14 protein-coding genes and 3 tRNA genes are annotated in these 13502 nt (G+C 34.5%); 8 read left to right on the top strand and 9 right to left on the bottom strand.

Features of this window, described 5'->3' with window-relative positions; genetic code table 11:
- The first annotated feature begins 49 nt into the window (after nucleotides 1–49).
- Nucleotides 50–643, top strand: a complete 594-nt coding sequence (tmk, locus tag OPS21_RS07815) for a dTMP kinase (RefSeq protein ID WP_010403811.1) — start codon at nucleotides 50–52, stop codon at nucleotides 641–643.
- Between the two features lie 25 nt (nucleotides 644–668).
- On the opposite strand, the gene OPS21_RS07810 is transcribed toward tmk, so the two are convergent.
- The 4 genes from OPS21_RS07810 to mnmE form a co-directional block, all read right to left on the bottom strand.
- Nucleotides 669–1349 (bottom strand): hypothetical protein, encoded by a 681-nt coding sequence (locus OPS21_RS07810; RefSeq protein ID WP_264336467.1) that lies wholly within the window; start codon nucleotides 1347–1349, stop codon nucleotides 669–671.
- Between the two features lie 418 nt (nucleotides 1350–1767).
- Entirely contained in the window at nucleotides 1768–2772 is a 1005-nt protein-coding gene (locus tag OPS21_RS07805) for an NAD(P)/FAD-dependent oxidoreductase (RefSeq protein WP_264336468.1), read from the bottom strand.
- A gap of 160 nt (nucleotides 2773–2932) precedes the next feature.
- Nucleotides 2933–3020 (bottom strand) — tRNA-Ser (locus tag OPS21_RS07800).
- Nucleotides 3021–3067: 47 nt separating this feature from the next.
- Nucleotides 3068–4396 carry a tRNA uridine-5-carboxymethylaminomethyl(34) synthesis GTPase MnmE gene (gene mnmE, locus OPS21_RS07795; RefSeq protein ID WP_264336789.1) on the bottom strand — a complete coding sequence of 443 codons (1329 nt, stop codon included), beginning with the start codon at nucleotides 4394–4396 and terminating at the stop codon, nucleotides 3068–3070.
- Nucleotides 4397–4593: 197 nt separating this feature from the next.
- Here mnmE and nuoI point away from each other — a divergent pair, with 197 nt between their 5' ends.
- The 3 genes from nuoI to infC all read left to right on the top strand — a co-directional run bounded on the left by nuoI (nucleotide 4594) and on the right by infC (nucleotide 7693).
- Nucleotides 4594–5076 (top strand): NADH-quinone oxidoreductase subunit NuoI, encoded by a 483-nt coding sequence (nuoI, locus tag OPS21_RS07790; RefSeq protein ID WP_264336469.1) that lies wholly within the window; start codon nucleotides 4594–4596, stop codon nucleotides 5074–5076.
- 185 nt (nucleotides 5077–5261) lie between these two features.
- Entirely contained in the window at nucleotides 5262–7163 is a 1902-nt protein-coding gene (thrS, locus tag OPS21_RS07785; RefSeq protein ID WP_264336470.1) for a threonine--tRNA ligase, read from the top strand.
- A gap of 11 nt (nucleotides 7164–7174) precedes the next feature.
- Entirely contained in the window at nucleotides 7175–7693 is a 519-nt protein-coding gene (gene infC / locus OPS21_RS07780) for a translation initiation factor IF-3 (RefSeq protein WP_264336471.1), read from the top strand.
- Between the two features lie 22 nt (nucleotides 7694–7715).
- On the opposite strand, the gene nuoF is transcribed toward infC, so the two are convergent.
- Both nuoF and OPS21_RS07770 read right to left on the bottom strand, forming a co-directional pair.
- The gene (nuoF, locus tag OPS21_RS07775; RefSeq protein WP_265027641.1) at nucleotides 7716–8969 is read right to left on the bottom strand and encodes an NADH-quinone oxidoreductase subunit NuoF; all 1254 of its coding nucleotides are present in this window, start codon (nucleotides 8967–8969) and stop codon (nucleotides 7716–7718) included.
- A gap of 17 nt (nucleotides 8970–8986) precedes the next feature.
- Nucleotides 8987–9059, bottom strand: a tRNA-Lys gene (locus OPS21_RS07770).
- 295 nt (nucleotides 9060–9354) lie between these two features.
- On the opposite strand from OPS21_RS07770, the gene OPS21_RS07765 reads away from it, so the two are divergent.
- The 4 genes from OPS21_RS07765 (at nucleotide 9355) to OPS21_RS07750 (ending at nucleotide 12192) form a co-directional block, all read left to right on the top strand.
- Nucleotides 9355–9430: transfer RNA gene (locus OPS21_RS07765), tRNA-Ala, on the top strand.
- A gap of 217 nt (nucleotides 9431–9647) precedes the next feature.
- Nucleotides 9648–11156: a magnesium transporter MgtE N-terminal domain-containing protein gene (locus OPS21_RS07760; RefSeq protein ID WP_264336473.1), complete on the top strand. Its 1509-nt coding sequence runs from the start codon at nucleotides 9648–9650 to the stop codon at nucleotides 11154–11156.
- 116 nt (nucleotides 11157–11272) lie between these two features.
- Complete coding sequence (locus tag OPS21_RS07755; protein ID WP_264336474.1) at nucleotides 11273–11635, top strand: hypothetical protein; 363 nt, start codon at nucleotides 11273–11275, stop codon at nucleotides 11633–11635.
- A gap of 92 nt (nucleotides 11636–11727) precedes the next feature.
- Nucleotides 11728–12192, top strand: coding sequence for a hypothetical protein (locus OPS21_RS07750; RefSeq protein ID WP_264336475.1), 465 nt, complete (start codon nucleotides 11728–11730; stop codon nucleotides 12190–12192).
- A gap of 77 nt (nucleotides 12193–12269) precedes the next feature.
- Here the strand turns inward: OPS21_RS07750 and ccmE are convergent, their stop codons facing one another.
- Genes ccmE through OPS21_RS07740 form a run of 3 tightly spaced genes read right to left on the bottom strand, consistent with a single transcriptional unit; the run spans nucleotide 12270 to nucleotide 13502 of the window.
- The gene (gene ccmE, locus OPS21_RS07745) at nucleotides 12270–12662 is read right to left on the bottom strand and encodes a cytochrome c maturation protein CcmE (protein ID WP_264336476.1); all 393 of its coding nucleotides are present in this window, start codon (nucleotides 12660–12662) and stop codon (nucleotides 12270–12272) included.
- Nucleotides 12646–12783: a CcmD-like small membrane protein gene (locus tag OPS21_RS08170; RefSeq protein WP_456201129.1), complete on the bottom strand. Its 138-nt coding sequence runs from the start codon at nucleotides 12781–12783 to the stop codon at nucleotides 12646–12648. Before OPS21_RS08170 ends, ccmE begins: the two co-directional genes overlap by 17 nt.
- Nucleotides 12780–13502, bottom strand: coding sequence for a biotin--[acetyl-CoA-carboxylase] ligase (locus OPS21_RS07740; protein ID WP_264336477.1), 723 nt, complete (start codon nucleotides 13500–13502; stop codon nucleotides 12780–12782). Before OPS21_RS07740 ends, OPS21_RS08170 begins: the two co-directional genes overlap by 4 nt.

Raw genomic sequence — 13502 nt, 5'->3', positions numbered from 1 at the left:
ATGGTTTCTATGTACACTGTTTGCATTTAGCATTGTAATTATAAAATTTATGTTCATAACCTTCGAAGGAATAGATGGTTCTGGTAAAACAACACAGTCTGAGTTACTTGCAAATTATTTCAAGCAAATTCACGGTGAAAATAATGTCGTATTGACTAGAGAACCAGGTGGTACTGATTTTGCAGAAAAAATAAGAGGATTACTACTTAAGGATAATATTGATCCTATTTCTGAACTCTTGCTGCTTATCTCGATGAGGCACGAACATATGAAAAAATTAATATTGCCAGCTCTTAAAGAGGGAAAGACAGTTATTTGTGATCGATTTATCGATTCAACTATTGCGTATCAAGGGTATGGACTAGGTGTTGACTTGAGTCTAATAAGAGACTTACACAAATTAGTGGAAATTAAATATCCAGATATCACATTTATTTTAGATATTGATGTTCAAGTTGGACTCAGCAGAGCAAAGGATAAAAATAAGTATGAAGAAATGAGCATTGATTTCTATCATAAAATTCGAAAAGGATTTCAAGAAATAGCTATAAAAGAATCTAATAGATGTAATGTTATTACTGGAATTGAAAAAAAAAGTGATAATCATGTACACAATGAAATTATTGATATTGCAAAGACTTAGCTATACGTATTGAACTTTTGCTAACCTAAACAGTTACTGCATTAACCTGTGGTAAAAAATTATCAATTTTAGGTGACGTTATTTCATACGAAAGACTCTCTTTTTGATTATCTAAAAAACTTTGTATTTCATTTTTAGGTTTTTCACTTATTGTTCTATATATTCTTGCGCGATTAATTAGCTCATTTCTAATATTCTTATTGCTTGCTTCAGTTATGGTAAAAAATTGATCAAAGTGATTTAACAGATCCTCGTCTTTTATCGAGGATGCAACGCTATCAATGTCTCTTACATATAAAGCAAGTTTGTGCGCTTTGCTACGATCCTCAAAACAAAGATTAATCAGTACGTTACAAAACTTACTTTTTGTAATATCTCTTGTTTCTGCTAGCAAAGATTCGATCTCGTCTTGGCAACGCACCCTCTTAACTGATTCAGCAGGTTCAACCATACCAAGAACATTCTCTACTACAGACTTTTTCTCACAACCAAAAAGAAACGTATAATATCCCATAGATAGGGTCAAAAGAAGGAATATAGCTGGAAGCAAGAAAGGAGCAAGTACATTTTGCGATCCAGGAAAGATAAACCAAACAGCAGTTGCTGCTGATACAGCTAAAAATAACCCTGACATAACGAGTTTTATTTTTCTTCTGTATCCGTTATCAATAACTGTATTTACACTAATAAAAGCTACATCAACCATTGCTCACACCTCACTAAAAGTAATATTAGCTTAATAATAGCATTGTTGTGATAAGAAATCAATATTATGAATATTTTAATTAATTTATAAAATCATCCAACCAAATAGAAAAAAGGCAAAAGAAGTCCCGAATAGCGAGTTTTAATAATTTAAATTGATAATGTACTAATAAGCGTGATTTGGCTAAATGTAGAAAAAATAAAAAAGACATGCAGCCGCTATAATTTTATGTAATCTGCCAATATATACCTGAGTTTTTTACTGAATTTTGTTGTTAAATCTGCAGAGATTAAAAACAAGGATAAATACTCTTATTGATATGATAAGGGAGTTGGGAAAATTTGTAAAGTAATCTTTTTCGTTTGTATTCCCTTATGCTTGAGATAACTGCATGCAGGTTCATGGATCTCTTTACTCTTTAATTTCGATGAATTCCCTTTGAAGTTGAATATTGAAAATTAACTGGAGAATTGTGAATTACTTTGTATATGTGATAACAAGCCATGGCGCTCTCAGCAAAACCATTTAGTATCAATTTTAGTTTGCCTGGATAAGTAGCTATATCTCCGATTGCATATATTCTATCTCTACTGGTTCTAAGTGTAGCTGGGTCGACAATTATGCGGCCATGTTCTAACTCTATACCCCAATTGTTTATTGGACCAAGATTCATTGATAATCCAAAAAATGGCAGCAAAAAATCAGCGGATATTTCTCTTTCTTCCTTAGAGGCAATGTTTTTTACTATCACTGCTCTCAACTGCCCATTACCTCCTGCTAGTTCGTGTAATTGATATGGCACTACCAGTTCTATCTTTCCGTCATTTTCAAGTGATTCTAATTTATTTCTAGTTTCAGGAGTGCAGCGAAATTCCTTTCTCCTATGTATCACATAAATTTTCTTCGCAACTTTAGAAAGTTCTACAGTCCAATCAGCCGCAGAATCACCCCCCCCTGCAATGACTATAGTTTTGTCCTGAAAATCAGAAATTTTATTTACACTATAAAATACAGATTTATTTTCATATTCTAATATACCACTTAAGGGTGGACGGTTAGGTTCAAACATTCCGTTACCTGCAGCAATGATAACGGCTTTGCATTTTACCTCTGTACCTATGTTCGTTATGATAGTAAAGTTTTCACCTTCGTTATTTGAAATCTTTTCCACTTTTTGACTTAAATGGTAAACAGGCTCAAATGGTGAAGCTTGCTCCATTAGTCGCTCAATTAATTTTTGGGCAGTAATTACAGGATAACCAGGTATATCATATATTGGCTTTTTTGGGTAAAGAGCTGTGCATTGTCCTCCTGCTTGATCAAAAACATCTATTATATGACATCTCATATCAAGCATTCCCGCTTGAAAAGCAGTGAATATTCCAATAGGCCCTGCACCTATTATTACTATATCGGTTTCCATATTCAGATGGTGATCTATTTATAGATATTAGCTTTCTTTGCTAACAAGGTCAATTTACAAAGGGATGTATTTTTAAAAGATGTGGCTAGATTAGACAAGATTTCCAGCGTTATGAACCACATAAAGCTCTAAAAATCAGCTAACATCGCGGGATGCTATGCGGACGGAATGGGATTCGAACCCATGGTACGCTCATCACGTACGTCAGTTTTCAAGACTGGTGCCTTAAACCGCTCGGCCATCCGTCCATTTCTTTTCTATCACAACATTTGATTCTAAGCAATCTATAAAAACTTTACTTGCCCACACAAAAGTTGCTAAACACACTATCTAATATTTCCTCAACATTAATAACCCCAATCACTGCACCAAGTTCAAATGCAGCAAGCCTCAAATCTTCAGATATCAACTCAATTGGATTATCGATATTAAAACGTTGTAAATGTTCCAGTGCTTTCTGCATGCGATTCCTATGCCTTTGCCGAGTAATCATAGGAGTGTCTCTATCATGCCCAAATTTTTCCTTTGCCTTCTCTTTTATGAGAGAGATCAATTTGTTTGTACCTATTCCCTTTAGAATAGAAATGGGTAAAAGATCTATGCCATTAATTTTTATATTGTGATTATTGATAACATCGTCAGCTTTGCTCAATACATAAATAGTATCGCTATTTACAACGTTGCAATTGATATTATAACGTTGTTCAAAAGTAAATAGCTCTATTCTTAAATCAGCTTCAAAAGACCTCTTTTTTGCTCGACTTATACCTTCTGATTCTATTGGATCTGAACTTTCACGAATTCCAGCAGTATCAGAGAGAATGATTGGGTATCCGCCAATGTCAATATGAGCTTCAAGTATATCTCTTGTTGTGCCTGCATATTCAGAAATAATAGCAATATCACGCTTGGCTAAGAAATTAAACAGAGTTGATTTACCGACATTTGGTTCACCAGTTATTACAATATGTAAACCCTCACGCAACCTTTCGCCCCGTCTATTATCATTTAAATGCTCTTGTATCAACTGCACGAGAGATTGCACTTCATTATTAATTTTTTCCAATTCACTTTTTTCTGCCCAAATGTCCTCTGGAAAGTCTATATATGCTTCGATTTTAGATTGTATCGTTATTAATCTTTGCCTCCAATTGCTGTATAGTCTCTCCAATTCTCCTGACATCTGCTTAATCGCTTGTTTAGCTTGCATTTTCGTTTCAGCATCAATTAAGTCTGCAATTCCTTCTATTTGCGTTAAGTCAAATTTACCATTTAGAAAAGCCCTAAGTGAGAATTCTCCAGGCCTGGCCATAACGAAAATTTTTGATAATTTCTCCAAGATGATTTTTATGACGGCCTTGCTTCCATGCACTTGTAACTCTATAACATCCTCGCCAGTGAAACTGTTTGGAGCAGGGAAATAGATGATTATTCCATTATCTATCAATTGATTGGAATCATCATATAGATCAACTAAAGTAGCAAATCTTGGTTTAATTTTTTTCTTAATATGAAAATGATTTAAAGCTTTAAGGGCGTAGTTGCCTGAAATTCTGATTACTGCAACTCCTGACTTACCAAATACGGTCGACAAAGCAAAAATAGTTTCATTTGTGTTTGTCATCATTTATATAAACTACTTAGCAATTTAAGAAATCGAAATACCTAATCTAAAAAATTTTTGCTTATATTACTTATTCATATTAATGCAGTATTAGTAAATATATTGTATAGAAAAACTACAAAAGTCATCCAGATGAAAATATTTATTTTGAAAACTGATAATATGATTTATAATGACTGACACAAGTTTTAAATATTATGCTCAAGAAATTAGCTTGGTATTGGTCTTCTGTAGAGTTAATTAAAGGGTTTGTTATTACATTAAAATATATGTTTAAACCAAAGGTTACTTTGAGGTATCCTATGGAGAAGGGCCCTTTAAGTCCAAGGTTTCGTGGTGAGCATGCGCTGCGTAGTTATCCAAATGGTGAAGAACGATGCATAGCTTGTAAGTTATGCGAAGTTATCTGCCCTGCTCAAGCAATAGTTATTGAAGCAGAGGAAAGAGAAGACGGCAGTCGCCGCACTACGCGCTATGATATTGATATGACAAAATGCATATACTGCGGACTTTGCCAAGAGGCATGTCCAGTTGATGCAATTGTGGAGGGTCCTAACTTTGAATTTGCTACTGAAACAAGAGAGGAGCTAATGTACAATAAAGAAAAGCTATTGCGTAATGGTGAAGTTTGGGAAGAAGCAATTGCACTCAGGTTAAAAAAGAATAGGCCGTATTATTAACTAGGTATGTCAACAATTAAAATTTCTTACAGCAAGTATGTAATAGATCTCTTGTACAACTGTTATTTAACTGAAAGATCAGTAGCTCATCTTTTGGTGTCATTCCAGCGCGTGACGCTGGAATCTAGAAAAGAAAGAAACATGGATCCCAGTGTCAAGCACTGGGATGATAAAAGGTCTAATGAATGATAAAAGTTACCTTTTTAGCCGAACAAAAAGTAAAAGAATACAGTGGTAGAGTCACTGGCTTTGATATATTACAACCGGATGCTTTGAGAGAAGCAATTGCCTTTAAGGTAAATGGTGAGTTGTATGATCTCTCACGTGAAATTGAATCTGATACAGAGATAGAGGTAATACAACTGAGTGACGAAGCGGGTTTAGATATAATAAGGCATGATGCTGCTCATATAATGGCGCAGGCAGTAAAAGAGCTCTTTCCTAATACTCAGATTACTATCGGGCCAACAATTCAAGATGGTTTCTACTATGATTTTGCTACAGATCGTGCCTTTACCACGGACGATCTTACTGCAATAGAAAAAAAAATGAAGGAAATTATAAAAAGTAACCACAGATTCGTCCGAGAAGTTTGGACTCGTAAGCAGGCAATTGATTTCTTTAGTGATATAGGTGAAAGATACAAGGTTGATATTGTCTCATCAATACCAGAAAACGAAAACCTAACTGTTTATAAACAAGGCAACTTTGTAGACCTATGTCGTGGTCCGCACTCACCATCAACTGGCAGGGTTAAAGCGTTTAAACTTATGAAAGTAGCAGGTGCATACTGGCGTGGCGATTCTAAGGGCCCAATGTTGCAAAGAATATATGGCACCGCGTGGAGAAATAAGGATGAATTAAATACTTATCTTAAACGTCTGGAGGAAGCAGAAAAACGCGACCACCGCAAAATTGCTAAGGATATGGACTTATTTCACATTCAAGAGGAAGCTGTTGGGCAGATTTTTTGGCATGAACAGGGATATACTTTATATAATGTTCTTGAGTCTTACATCAGAAAAAAGTTAATGAACAATGGCTACTTTGAGGTAAAAACACCTATTTTAGTAAGCAAAGAGCTGTGGGAAAAATCGGGACATTGGGATAAGTTTCGTGAAAATATGTTCATTATTGATGAATCTGAAAGTAAAAAGCTAGCAATAAAACCCATGAATTGCCCTTGTCATGTGCAGATTTTTAATTCTCACACCAGAAGCTATCGTGATTTACCGATACGTATGGCAGAGTTTGGCACATGCCATAGAAATGAAAGCTCAGGCTCATTGCATGGAATGATGCGAGTGCGTGGTTTTACGCAAGACGATGCACATATTTTTTGTATGGAAAAACAAGTGAATTCTGAAACTGTAAAGTTTTGTGACCTTTTAAAAGAAGTATATTCAGAACTTGGGTTCAATGAAATTTCTGTGAAATTTTCAGACCGTCCAGATACTAGATCAGGTAATGATGAAGTGTGGGATAGAGCTGAAAGAGCACTGCTTGAAGCAGTTAAAGAAGCAGGGCTTAGTTATGAACTTAATCCTGGTGAAGGTGCATTTTATGGTCCAAAGTTAGAGTTTGTTTTGAAAGATGCAATAGGTAGAAATTGGCAATGTGGAACGTTGCAAGTTGATTTTATTTTACCGGAGCGGCTTGGAGCTTTTTATATAGGAGCAGACGGACAAAAGCACCACCCTGTTATGCTACATAGAGCAATTCTTGGAACTTTTGAACGTTTTATTGGGATTTTGATAGAAAATTATGCAGGAAAATTTCCAATTTGGCTTGCTCCAACGCAACTTGCTATTCTGACCATTATAAATGAAGCTGATGGTTATGCTACTGAAATCAGCAATATTTTAAAAGAACAAGGTGTTAGAATTAAGACCGATTTGACCAATGAAAAAATTAGTTATAAGATACGCTTGCATAGTTCAAATAAGGTACCTATATTATGGGTTATAGGTAAAAATGAGATCATCAATAGAACTGTGTCAGTGAGAAATTTAGGGTCAGAAGAACAAGAGTCTTTTCCTTTGGAAAAGGCTACTGAATTGCTTTTAAAAAGTATTAATTTGAGTTAAGGGAGAAAAATTTGCAAGTTCAAAAGAATAATAAAAACAAAATTAATGAATTCATCACAGCTAAGGAAGTACGCTTAGTTGATCATAATGGTGAAATGGTTGGAATTGTTCCAATAGGACAAGCTTTGGAAGTTGCACAAAGTGTTAATTTAGACTTGGTAGAAATTGCACCTGATTCAACTCCTCCAGTATGTAAGATTCTGGACTATAGCAAACAAAAGTATGATATAAAAAAGAAGGCAAGTGAAGCAAAAAAGAAACAAAAAACATTAACTATAAAAGAAATTAAACTCGGTCCTAATATTGGTGATCACGACTACGAAACAAAATTGCGTCAAGCAAGGGATTTTCTTGTGCATGGACATAGAATTAAAGTCACAATGAAATTTAGAGGGAGAGAGCTTATGAACATTGAAATTGGACTGGAAAAATTAGAACGGCTAATTAGAGACGCTGAAGATATTGCAAAAGTAGAATTAGCACCTAAAAGGGAAGGAAATCAATATTCTTTAACTTTAGCTGCTAAGTAGTAAAATCATTTAAAAATATAAGTTAAGTTACTATCCTCTCTTCAATTATATGACGAAAATGTCTGATTAATCCTTGAACTGGCCAAGCTGCAGCATCGCCAAGTGCACAAATTGTATGCCCTTCTATTTGAGTTGTAAGGTCAAGTAGCTTATCTACTTCACCAGGTTTAATATTTCCTGCTACCATTCTTCTCATAATTCTCCACATCCATCCAGTGCCTTCACGGCATGGTGTACATTGTCCGCAGGACTCATGCATATAGAAATGTGATAATCTTTCTATTGCAGCTATTATGTCAGTTGATTTATCCATCACTATTACAGCAGCAGTACCAAGCCCTGATTTTGCAGCCCTTAATGAATCAAAATCCATTTCAATAGTATCACATATAGATTTTGGAATTAATGGGACTGAAGACCCACCAGGTATTACAGCAAGTAAATTATCCCAACCTCCTCTCACTCCACCTGCGTATTTTTCAATTAATTCACGCAGTGAAATTCCGAGCTCTTCTTCAACATTACATGGATTATTTACATGCCCTGAAATGCAAAAGACCTTAGTGCCAGTATTATTTGGTTTACCCAGAGATGCAAACCACTCTCCTCCGCGATTTAGAATATCTGGAACTATGGCTATAGTTTCAACGTTGTTTATTGTGGTTGGGCAGCCAAAAAGTCCAACACCCGCAGGGAATGGAGGTTTCATGCGAGGAAAGCCCTTTTTTCCTTCAATGGATTCGAGTTGAGCTGTTTCTTCCCCACATATGTAAGCTCCTGCACCCCTATGGATAAACACATCAAGATCATAACCTGACTTGCAGGCATTTTTTCCAATTAAGTTTTCTTTATAGGCTTCCTCAAGTGCTTTTTTTAGAACTAAATGTTCATTATAAAATTCACCCCTGATATAAATATACGCAGCTGATGCGCTGATCGCTCTGCCAGCCAGAAGAATTCCCTCAAGTAGCTTGTGTGGCTCATATCGTAATATGTTTCTGTCTTTACATGTACCAGGTTCTGACTCATCTGCATTGACTACTAAATATGCTTTTGGAGGATTTTTAGGCATAAAGCTCCACTTAAGGCCAGTAGAAAATCCTGCACCCCCTCGACCTCTCAAGCCAGATTTCTTTACTTCATCAATGATTTTTTCTGATCCTAAATCCAGTAATTCCTTTGTTTTTTGCCAACTACCACGTTTTTTTGCACCCTCAAGTAGTGGTGTTTCTTTACCATTTAAGTTTGTGAATATTTTGTCCTGTTCTTTTAGCATGCTTTTAAGATTCTAAGTGATCCCGACGCGATTCGAACGCGTGACCCACTGATTAAAAGTCAGTTGCTCTACCGGCTGAGCTACGGGATCATTTTATTTTTCAGCTACACTAAACAGTAATATAGTTTTTATCCGTTTTAATCAAACTAAAATTTTTATGCGTGATTAAATAAATTATATAATGTACTGCGTTAGTGATAATTTAGTTAAAAATTTTTGAAGACTTCTTATTAATTTTCAATTCACAGATTCATTTGGCAAAGCTGACGTACAACTCTAAAAAGATAGAGAATTTTACATAACTGCAGAATTTGTGAACTATTTAGCAATAGATAAATATTTCTTGCATTTCAGCCTGAGTGATTTATGCTTTAAGAGAATATTTGGGGGCATAGCTCAGCTGGTAGAGCATCTGTTTTGCACGCAGAAGGTCAGCGGTTCGATCCCGCTTGCCTCCACCAGTGTATATTAGCTTTAGTACGCTACAAAACCTGTCAAAATAGCTTATTTTAATCTATGAGGGTTTTATACTAGTTCTCTAAAAAATACCTATTTCTTTTCGTAACTTCTCTCTACACAAGTAATGTTTGTTATTATAGTTCTAGTATATACCAACTTAACAATAAATTAATCAATAAATGTTAGAATAGCTATAATTAAATTGATTGGGTAATACTTATGAGTGGAAAAAAGCATGTTTTTAAGATGGTACCTGGACAAAGGGTATTTAACGAGACTAGAATGAGGATATTTCAAGGTTCCGTAGATGGTGAAGAGTTAACTTGGAATAGTTTTGATAAAATTGGATTTATTCCACTAGATGATGAAGATAGTAGAGTACTAGATTTACCTATAAAATTTTGCAACGCTTCAAGCGATGGTCCCTTTACAATTGTTGCATGCATAAAGGAGAATTTCAAAGATTTGAAACAAACATCTTACCGTTGTAATAAAGAAGAAGGTCTAATCACAAATTGTAAATTTCCAGTTGTGCCATTTAGAAACGCTAAACTTGGTTATGAAAATAACTTGCATTCTTTTGTGTATCTTAATGAAAAATTAATGAAGATATCAATTGACTACGAAGTATCAAAACTTTCTGATTATAGCACAAGGTATATTTACGTTCTTAAGGCACAACCAGTGGAATATAAATATGTAACATGGGAAGAGTCAGGTAATACCTACAAATATTATTTCTCGGATGATCAAGGGAATATTATTGATTCACCTGACAATCAGGCACTCCAATATATTGAACGGCATGTCAAGGAAGAAGTAATACAAGATATAATATCATCTAAAATACCAGAGGATATAATATTATCAAAAACATTTGCAAAAATTTTTGTTGAGAAAATAACACACAATCAGTTAGTAACTTTTACCCATACTCTTAATAATGAGCAAATACAGGTCTTGGCAGAGAGTTTTACAGATAACCAATTTCGAGCTTTAGTGGATCATTTGACCAACCACCAATTGCACACTCTTGCTCAGGAATTAGATCCAGAAAAATTACAAATAATTATTCCTATTTTAAATGATGATCAGCTTGGAGCCCTAGTGAGAGACTTACATCCAGAGCAAGTAAGAGAAATTTTACCTCATTTAAAAGTCGATCAGTTCAAGGCACTTATCAATAATATAGACGATTATCAGCTTGTAGAATTAGCAAAAGATTTAGATGAGCACCATTTAACTATTCTTTCCAAGGAATTGTGGCATGAGCGACTTCCAATCCTAGTACACAATTTAGAAGAAGATACATTACATAATTTAGTTAAGAAACTAGACCACGAGAAACTTGCAATAGTAGCTCGAGATTTAACTGATCCTAATAAGATTCAGATGATTATTAAGTCTTTAGCTGACAACCCAGAAAAACTTCAAGCTTTTGCTCATAACATGCCTGACCAACAATTTGCAAAACTTTTGAATGAGCTAAATGCAGAAAGTCTAAAAGATATTATTCACAAACTGCCTTATGAGAAAGTGACAGCTGTGATTGGTGATCTTGATAGTAAAGATCATTCTAAAGATATTATTGATGCATTGAAGGAGGAGTTTTATAAACAAAAAGAATCGATAAATGAGTTACACAAAAAGCTCGACGAATTTACCACACCGCCACCAATGGATTCTCCATATGATGTTATGGAAGAAGGATATTATGAGTTAATATAGATAAATAGCTCTAGATTTGGAGCTATAGCAAAGTATTCCAATGATAAGCAACTTATACGTTGTTTATTATAGTTAAGGATTAGTTAAATTTTTTTACATGACTATGGAGGTAAGATATGACAATCGACAACAGTGTACAAAATAGCACACAGAATCTTGCAGGGATTAATAGTGAAGGAAGTAAGCCAATTATGAGTAAAATTGATCCCATCAAATTCACAGCTAGTGGAACACCTTACACAGCAGATCAATTAAAGCGGCCTGCACCATTCTCCCATGTTCAAAATATTATTGGGAAAGTAACTGACAATATGAATAATATGATTGATATATTAAATACAACATTAAAAGCTGAGCAAACTAAAGTTATAACATTGATAGGTACAGTTGGTGATGAAAATAGTGGACTAATAAAGACAATTAACGATTTAAAGTCCGAATTAGAACCACCGCCAATGGATGCCCCTGAGTTCATTTAAGAAAAAAAGTAACAGCTTGCCAGCAGGCTGTTACTCTTTTTACATGCTATTTCAGTGTAACTGAGTTGATTTTAAAATTTTATGGAGCTAACATGAGTAACAACAGTAAACAAGAAAGCGAAAATAACTTTGAAGTAATAAACCAAATGAGCGATTTCAACTTTAAAGAAATAGACAATATAGAAGTTGAAGTTAAGCCCACAAACTTTGAGGACATTGCAGATAAAATTGCAACAATTCATTACGTCTATCAAGTTATGGATAAGTTAATCTACGATTTAAATGAGAAGTTTGTCTCTAATTTGAATGTCTCACTTATGAAAAACATAGTACAACTTCGAGAAGAGTCTCTTGATACAAACCAACTCTTGGCCAAAGGTTTATCTCATTTGAATGAGTTAATTCAACAGGATGGATTTATTGATAATAATCAAAACTATAGAACATGGACAGAAGAACTTGATCACCTAAAGGAAGAAGTTGAAGGATTAAAAGCAGCAATAATTGACCATAATAACGTAAAATGGGAAGCGCCAGCCAGCTCTGATATATTGTAGTAGTTAAGAAAGTAGCAGTTTGCTAGCAGGCTGTTACTCTCTCTACATATCGTTTCAATACAGCTGCATTAGGGAATCTATTTTAAAACTTTCGGCTTGTAGTTCTCATCATGTTTTGCAAACACCGTATCTGCAAGAAGGGTGCTGTTATCAGACATTTTACCTTGCACAACAACACCACTTTTTTCTGAAAACATCGGTGGAAGTATTCCCTGGTATTTCACCGTGACGCTTTTATTAAAATCTGTCATTTGAAAAACTACTTCGCTTTCGCTCCGTATCACGCTATTTTCAACAACCATTCCACCAACACGGATTGGCTTTTGACTATTTGGTAAAACTATTGCCTCACTTACTGTATAGAAAAATGAGATATTTTCTTTGAGCGTTGTTAAAATAAAAAAAACTGCACAACTTAAAAAGCAGAAAATTCCTGAAGTTATAAGTAATCGCTTATGTTTCTTCTTCATTTTTGCTTTTAAGACTTTCTAAGTTTTTTTTACTTTTAATATAGCAAGAAACAGTAAAAATCAAATTTCCACCAATCAGTATGAAACTGATAAGGTAAGCAAAAATTACATATGTATTCATAATGCATTGCCAATAAATAACTCACCTGCATTAAAATAAATTAAGCTTCCATTCTTTTGCTGCAACACCAATTTACCACTTTTGTCTACATCAGCAAAAATTCCTTCATACAATTTATCAGCTAACTTTATAGTAATTTGCTCATTCACTTTGAATGCTCTTGTGAGCCACATTTCTCTTATAGCATGAAACCCATCAAATAGCCATTGCTTTCTTAGCTTATTAAAATTTATTATTAATTTTTTTAGTAGATCTATGTTAGACACAGACTCACCGTAATTGCTAATGCACGTTGTTCCTGGAAGTGGTGCATGATTGACATTAATTCCAATTCCTATAACAAGCCAATGCGAATTGGACTTTCTTTCAAGCAATATTCCACTGATTTTTTTATCATCAATCAAAACATCATTTGGCCATTTATATTGAACATTACTATCAGCTATAAATGACAGTAATGTATTGCCAACAGCAACAGCAGTCACAAAAGTCAATTCTGTCAATTTGCTGACATCCGTTTCTTGGTTAATTATCAAACTCGCATAGAAATTACCTTCTGGAGAAACCCAACTTTTTCTAGTGCGTCCCCTACCTTCTGTTTGTTTATCAGCAATAATAACGGTTTCATTTGATATTCCTTTATTAATTAAATCCAATGCTTCCGTATTAGTGCTTGAAACTTCTTTGTAATGATGAATATGAAAGCCTTCAAGGATCAC

The organism is Wolbachia endosymbiont (group B) of Chorthippus parallelus, assembly GCF_947251815.1.
In the GTDB taxonomy this organism is placed as follows: domain Bacteria; phylum Pseudomonadota; class Alphaproteobacteria; order Rickettsiales; family Anaplasmataceae; genus Wolbachia.
This window is presented reverse-complemented; position numbering and strand designations above follow the sequence as displayed.

Coding starts and splice junctions, on each gene's coding strand:
- mnmE (WP_264336789.1), bottom strand. CDS start 4,396: ATGACAAACACAAATGAAACTATTTTTGCTTTGTCGACCGTATTTGGT.
- nuoF (WP_265027641.1), bottom strand. CDS start 8,969: ATGCTAAAAGAACAGGACAAAATATTCACAAACTTAAATGGTAAAGAA.
- OPS21_RS07750 (WP_264336475.1), top strand. CDS start 11,728: ATGAGTAACAACAGTAAACAAGAAAGCGAAAATAACTTTGAAGTAATA.
- OPS21_RS08170 (WP_456201129.1), bottom strand. CDS start 12,783: ATGAATACATATGTAATTTTTGCTTACCTTATCAGTTTCATACTGATT.
- OPS21_RS07760 (WP_264336473.1), top strand. CDS start 9,648: ATGAGTGGAAAAAAGCATGTTTTTAAGATGGTACCTGGACAAAGGGTA.
- tmk (WP_010403811.1), top strand. CDS start 50: ATGTTCATAACCTTCGAAGGAATAGATGGTTCTGGTAAAACAACACAG.
- thrS (WP_264336470.1), top strand. CDS start 5,262: ATGATAAAAGTTACCTTTTTAGCCGAACAAAAAGTAAAAGAATACAGT.
- ccmE (WP_264336476.1), bottom strand. CDS start 12,662: ATGAAGAAGAAACATAAGCGATTACTTATAACTTCAGGAATTTTCTGC.
- OPS21_RS07810 (WP_264336467.1), bottom strand. CDS start 1,349: ATGGTTGATGTAGCTTTTATTAGTGTAAATACAGTTATTGATAACGGA.
- OPS21_RS07755 (WP_264336474.1), top strand. CDS start 11,273: ATGACAATCGACAACAGTGTACAAAATAGCACACAGAATCTTGCAGGG.
- nuoI (WP_264336469.1), top strand. CDS start 4,594: ATGCTCAAGAAATTAGCTTGGTATTGGTCTTCTGTAGAGTTAATTAAA.
- OPS21_RS07805 (WP_264336468.1), bottom strand. CDS start 2,772: ATGGAAACCGATATAGTAATAATAGGTGCAGGGCCTATTGGAATATTC.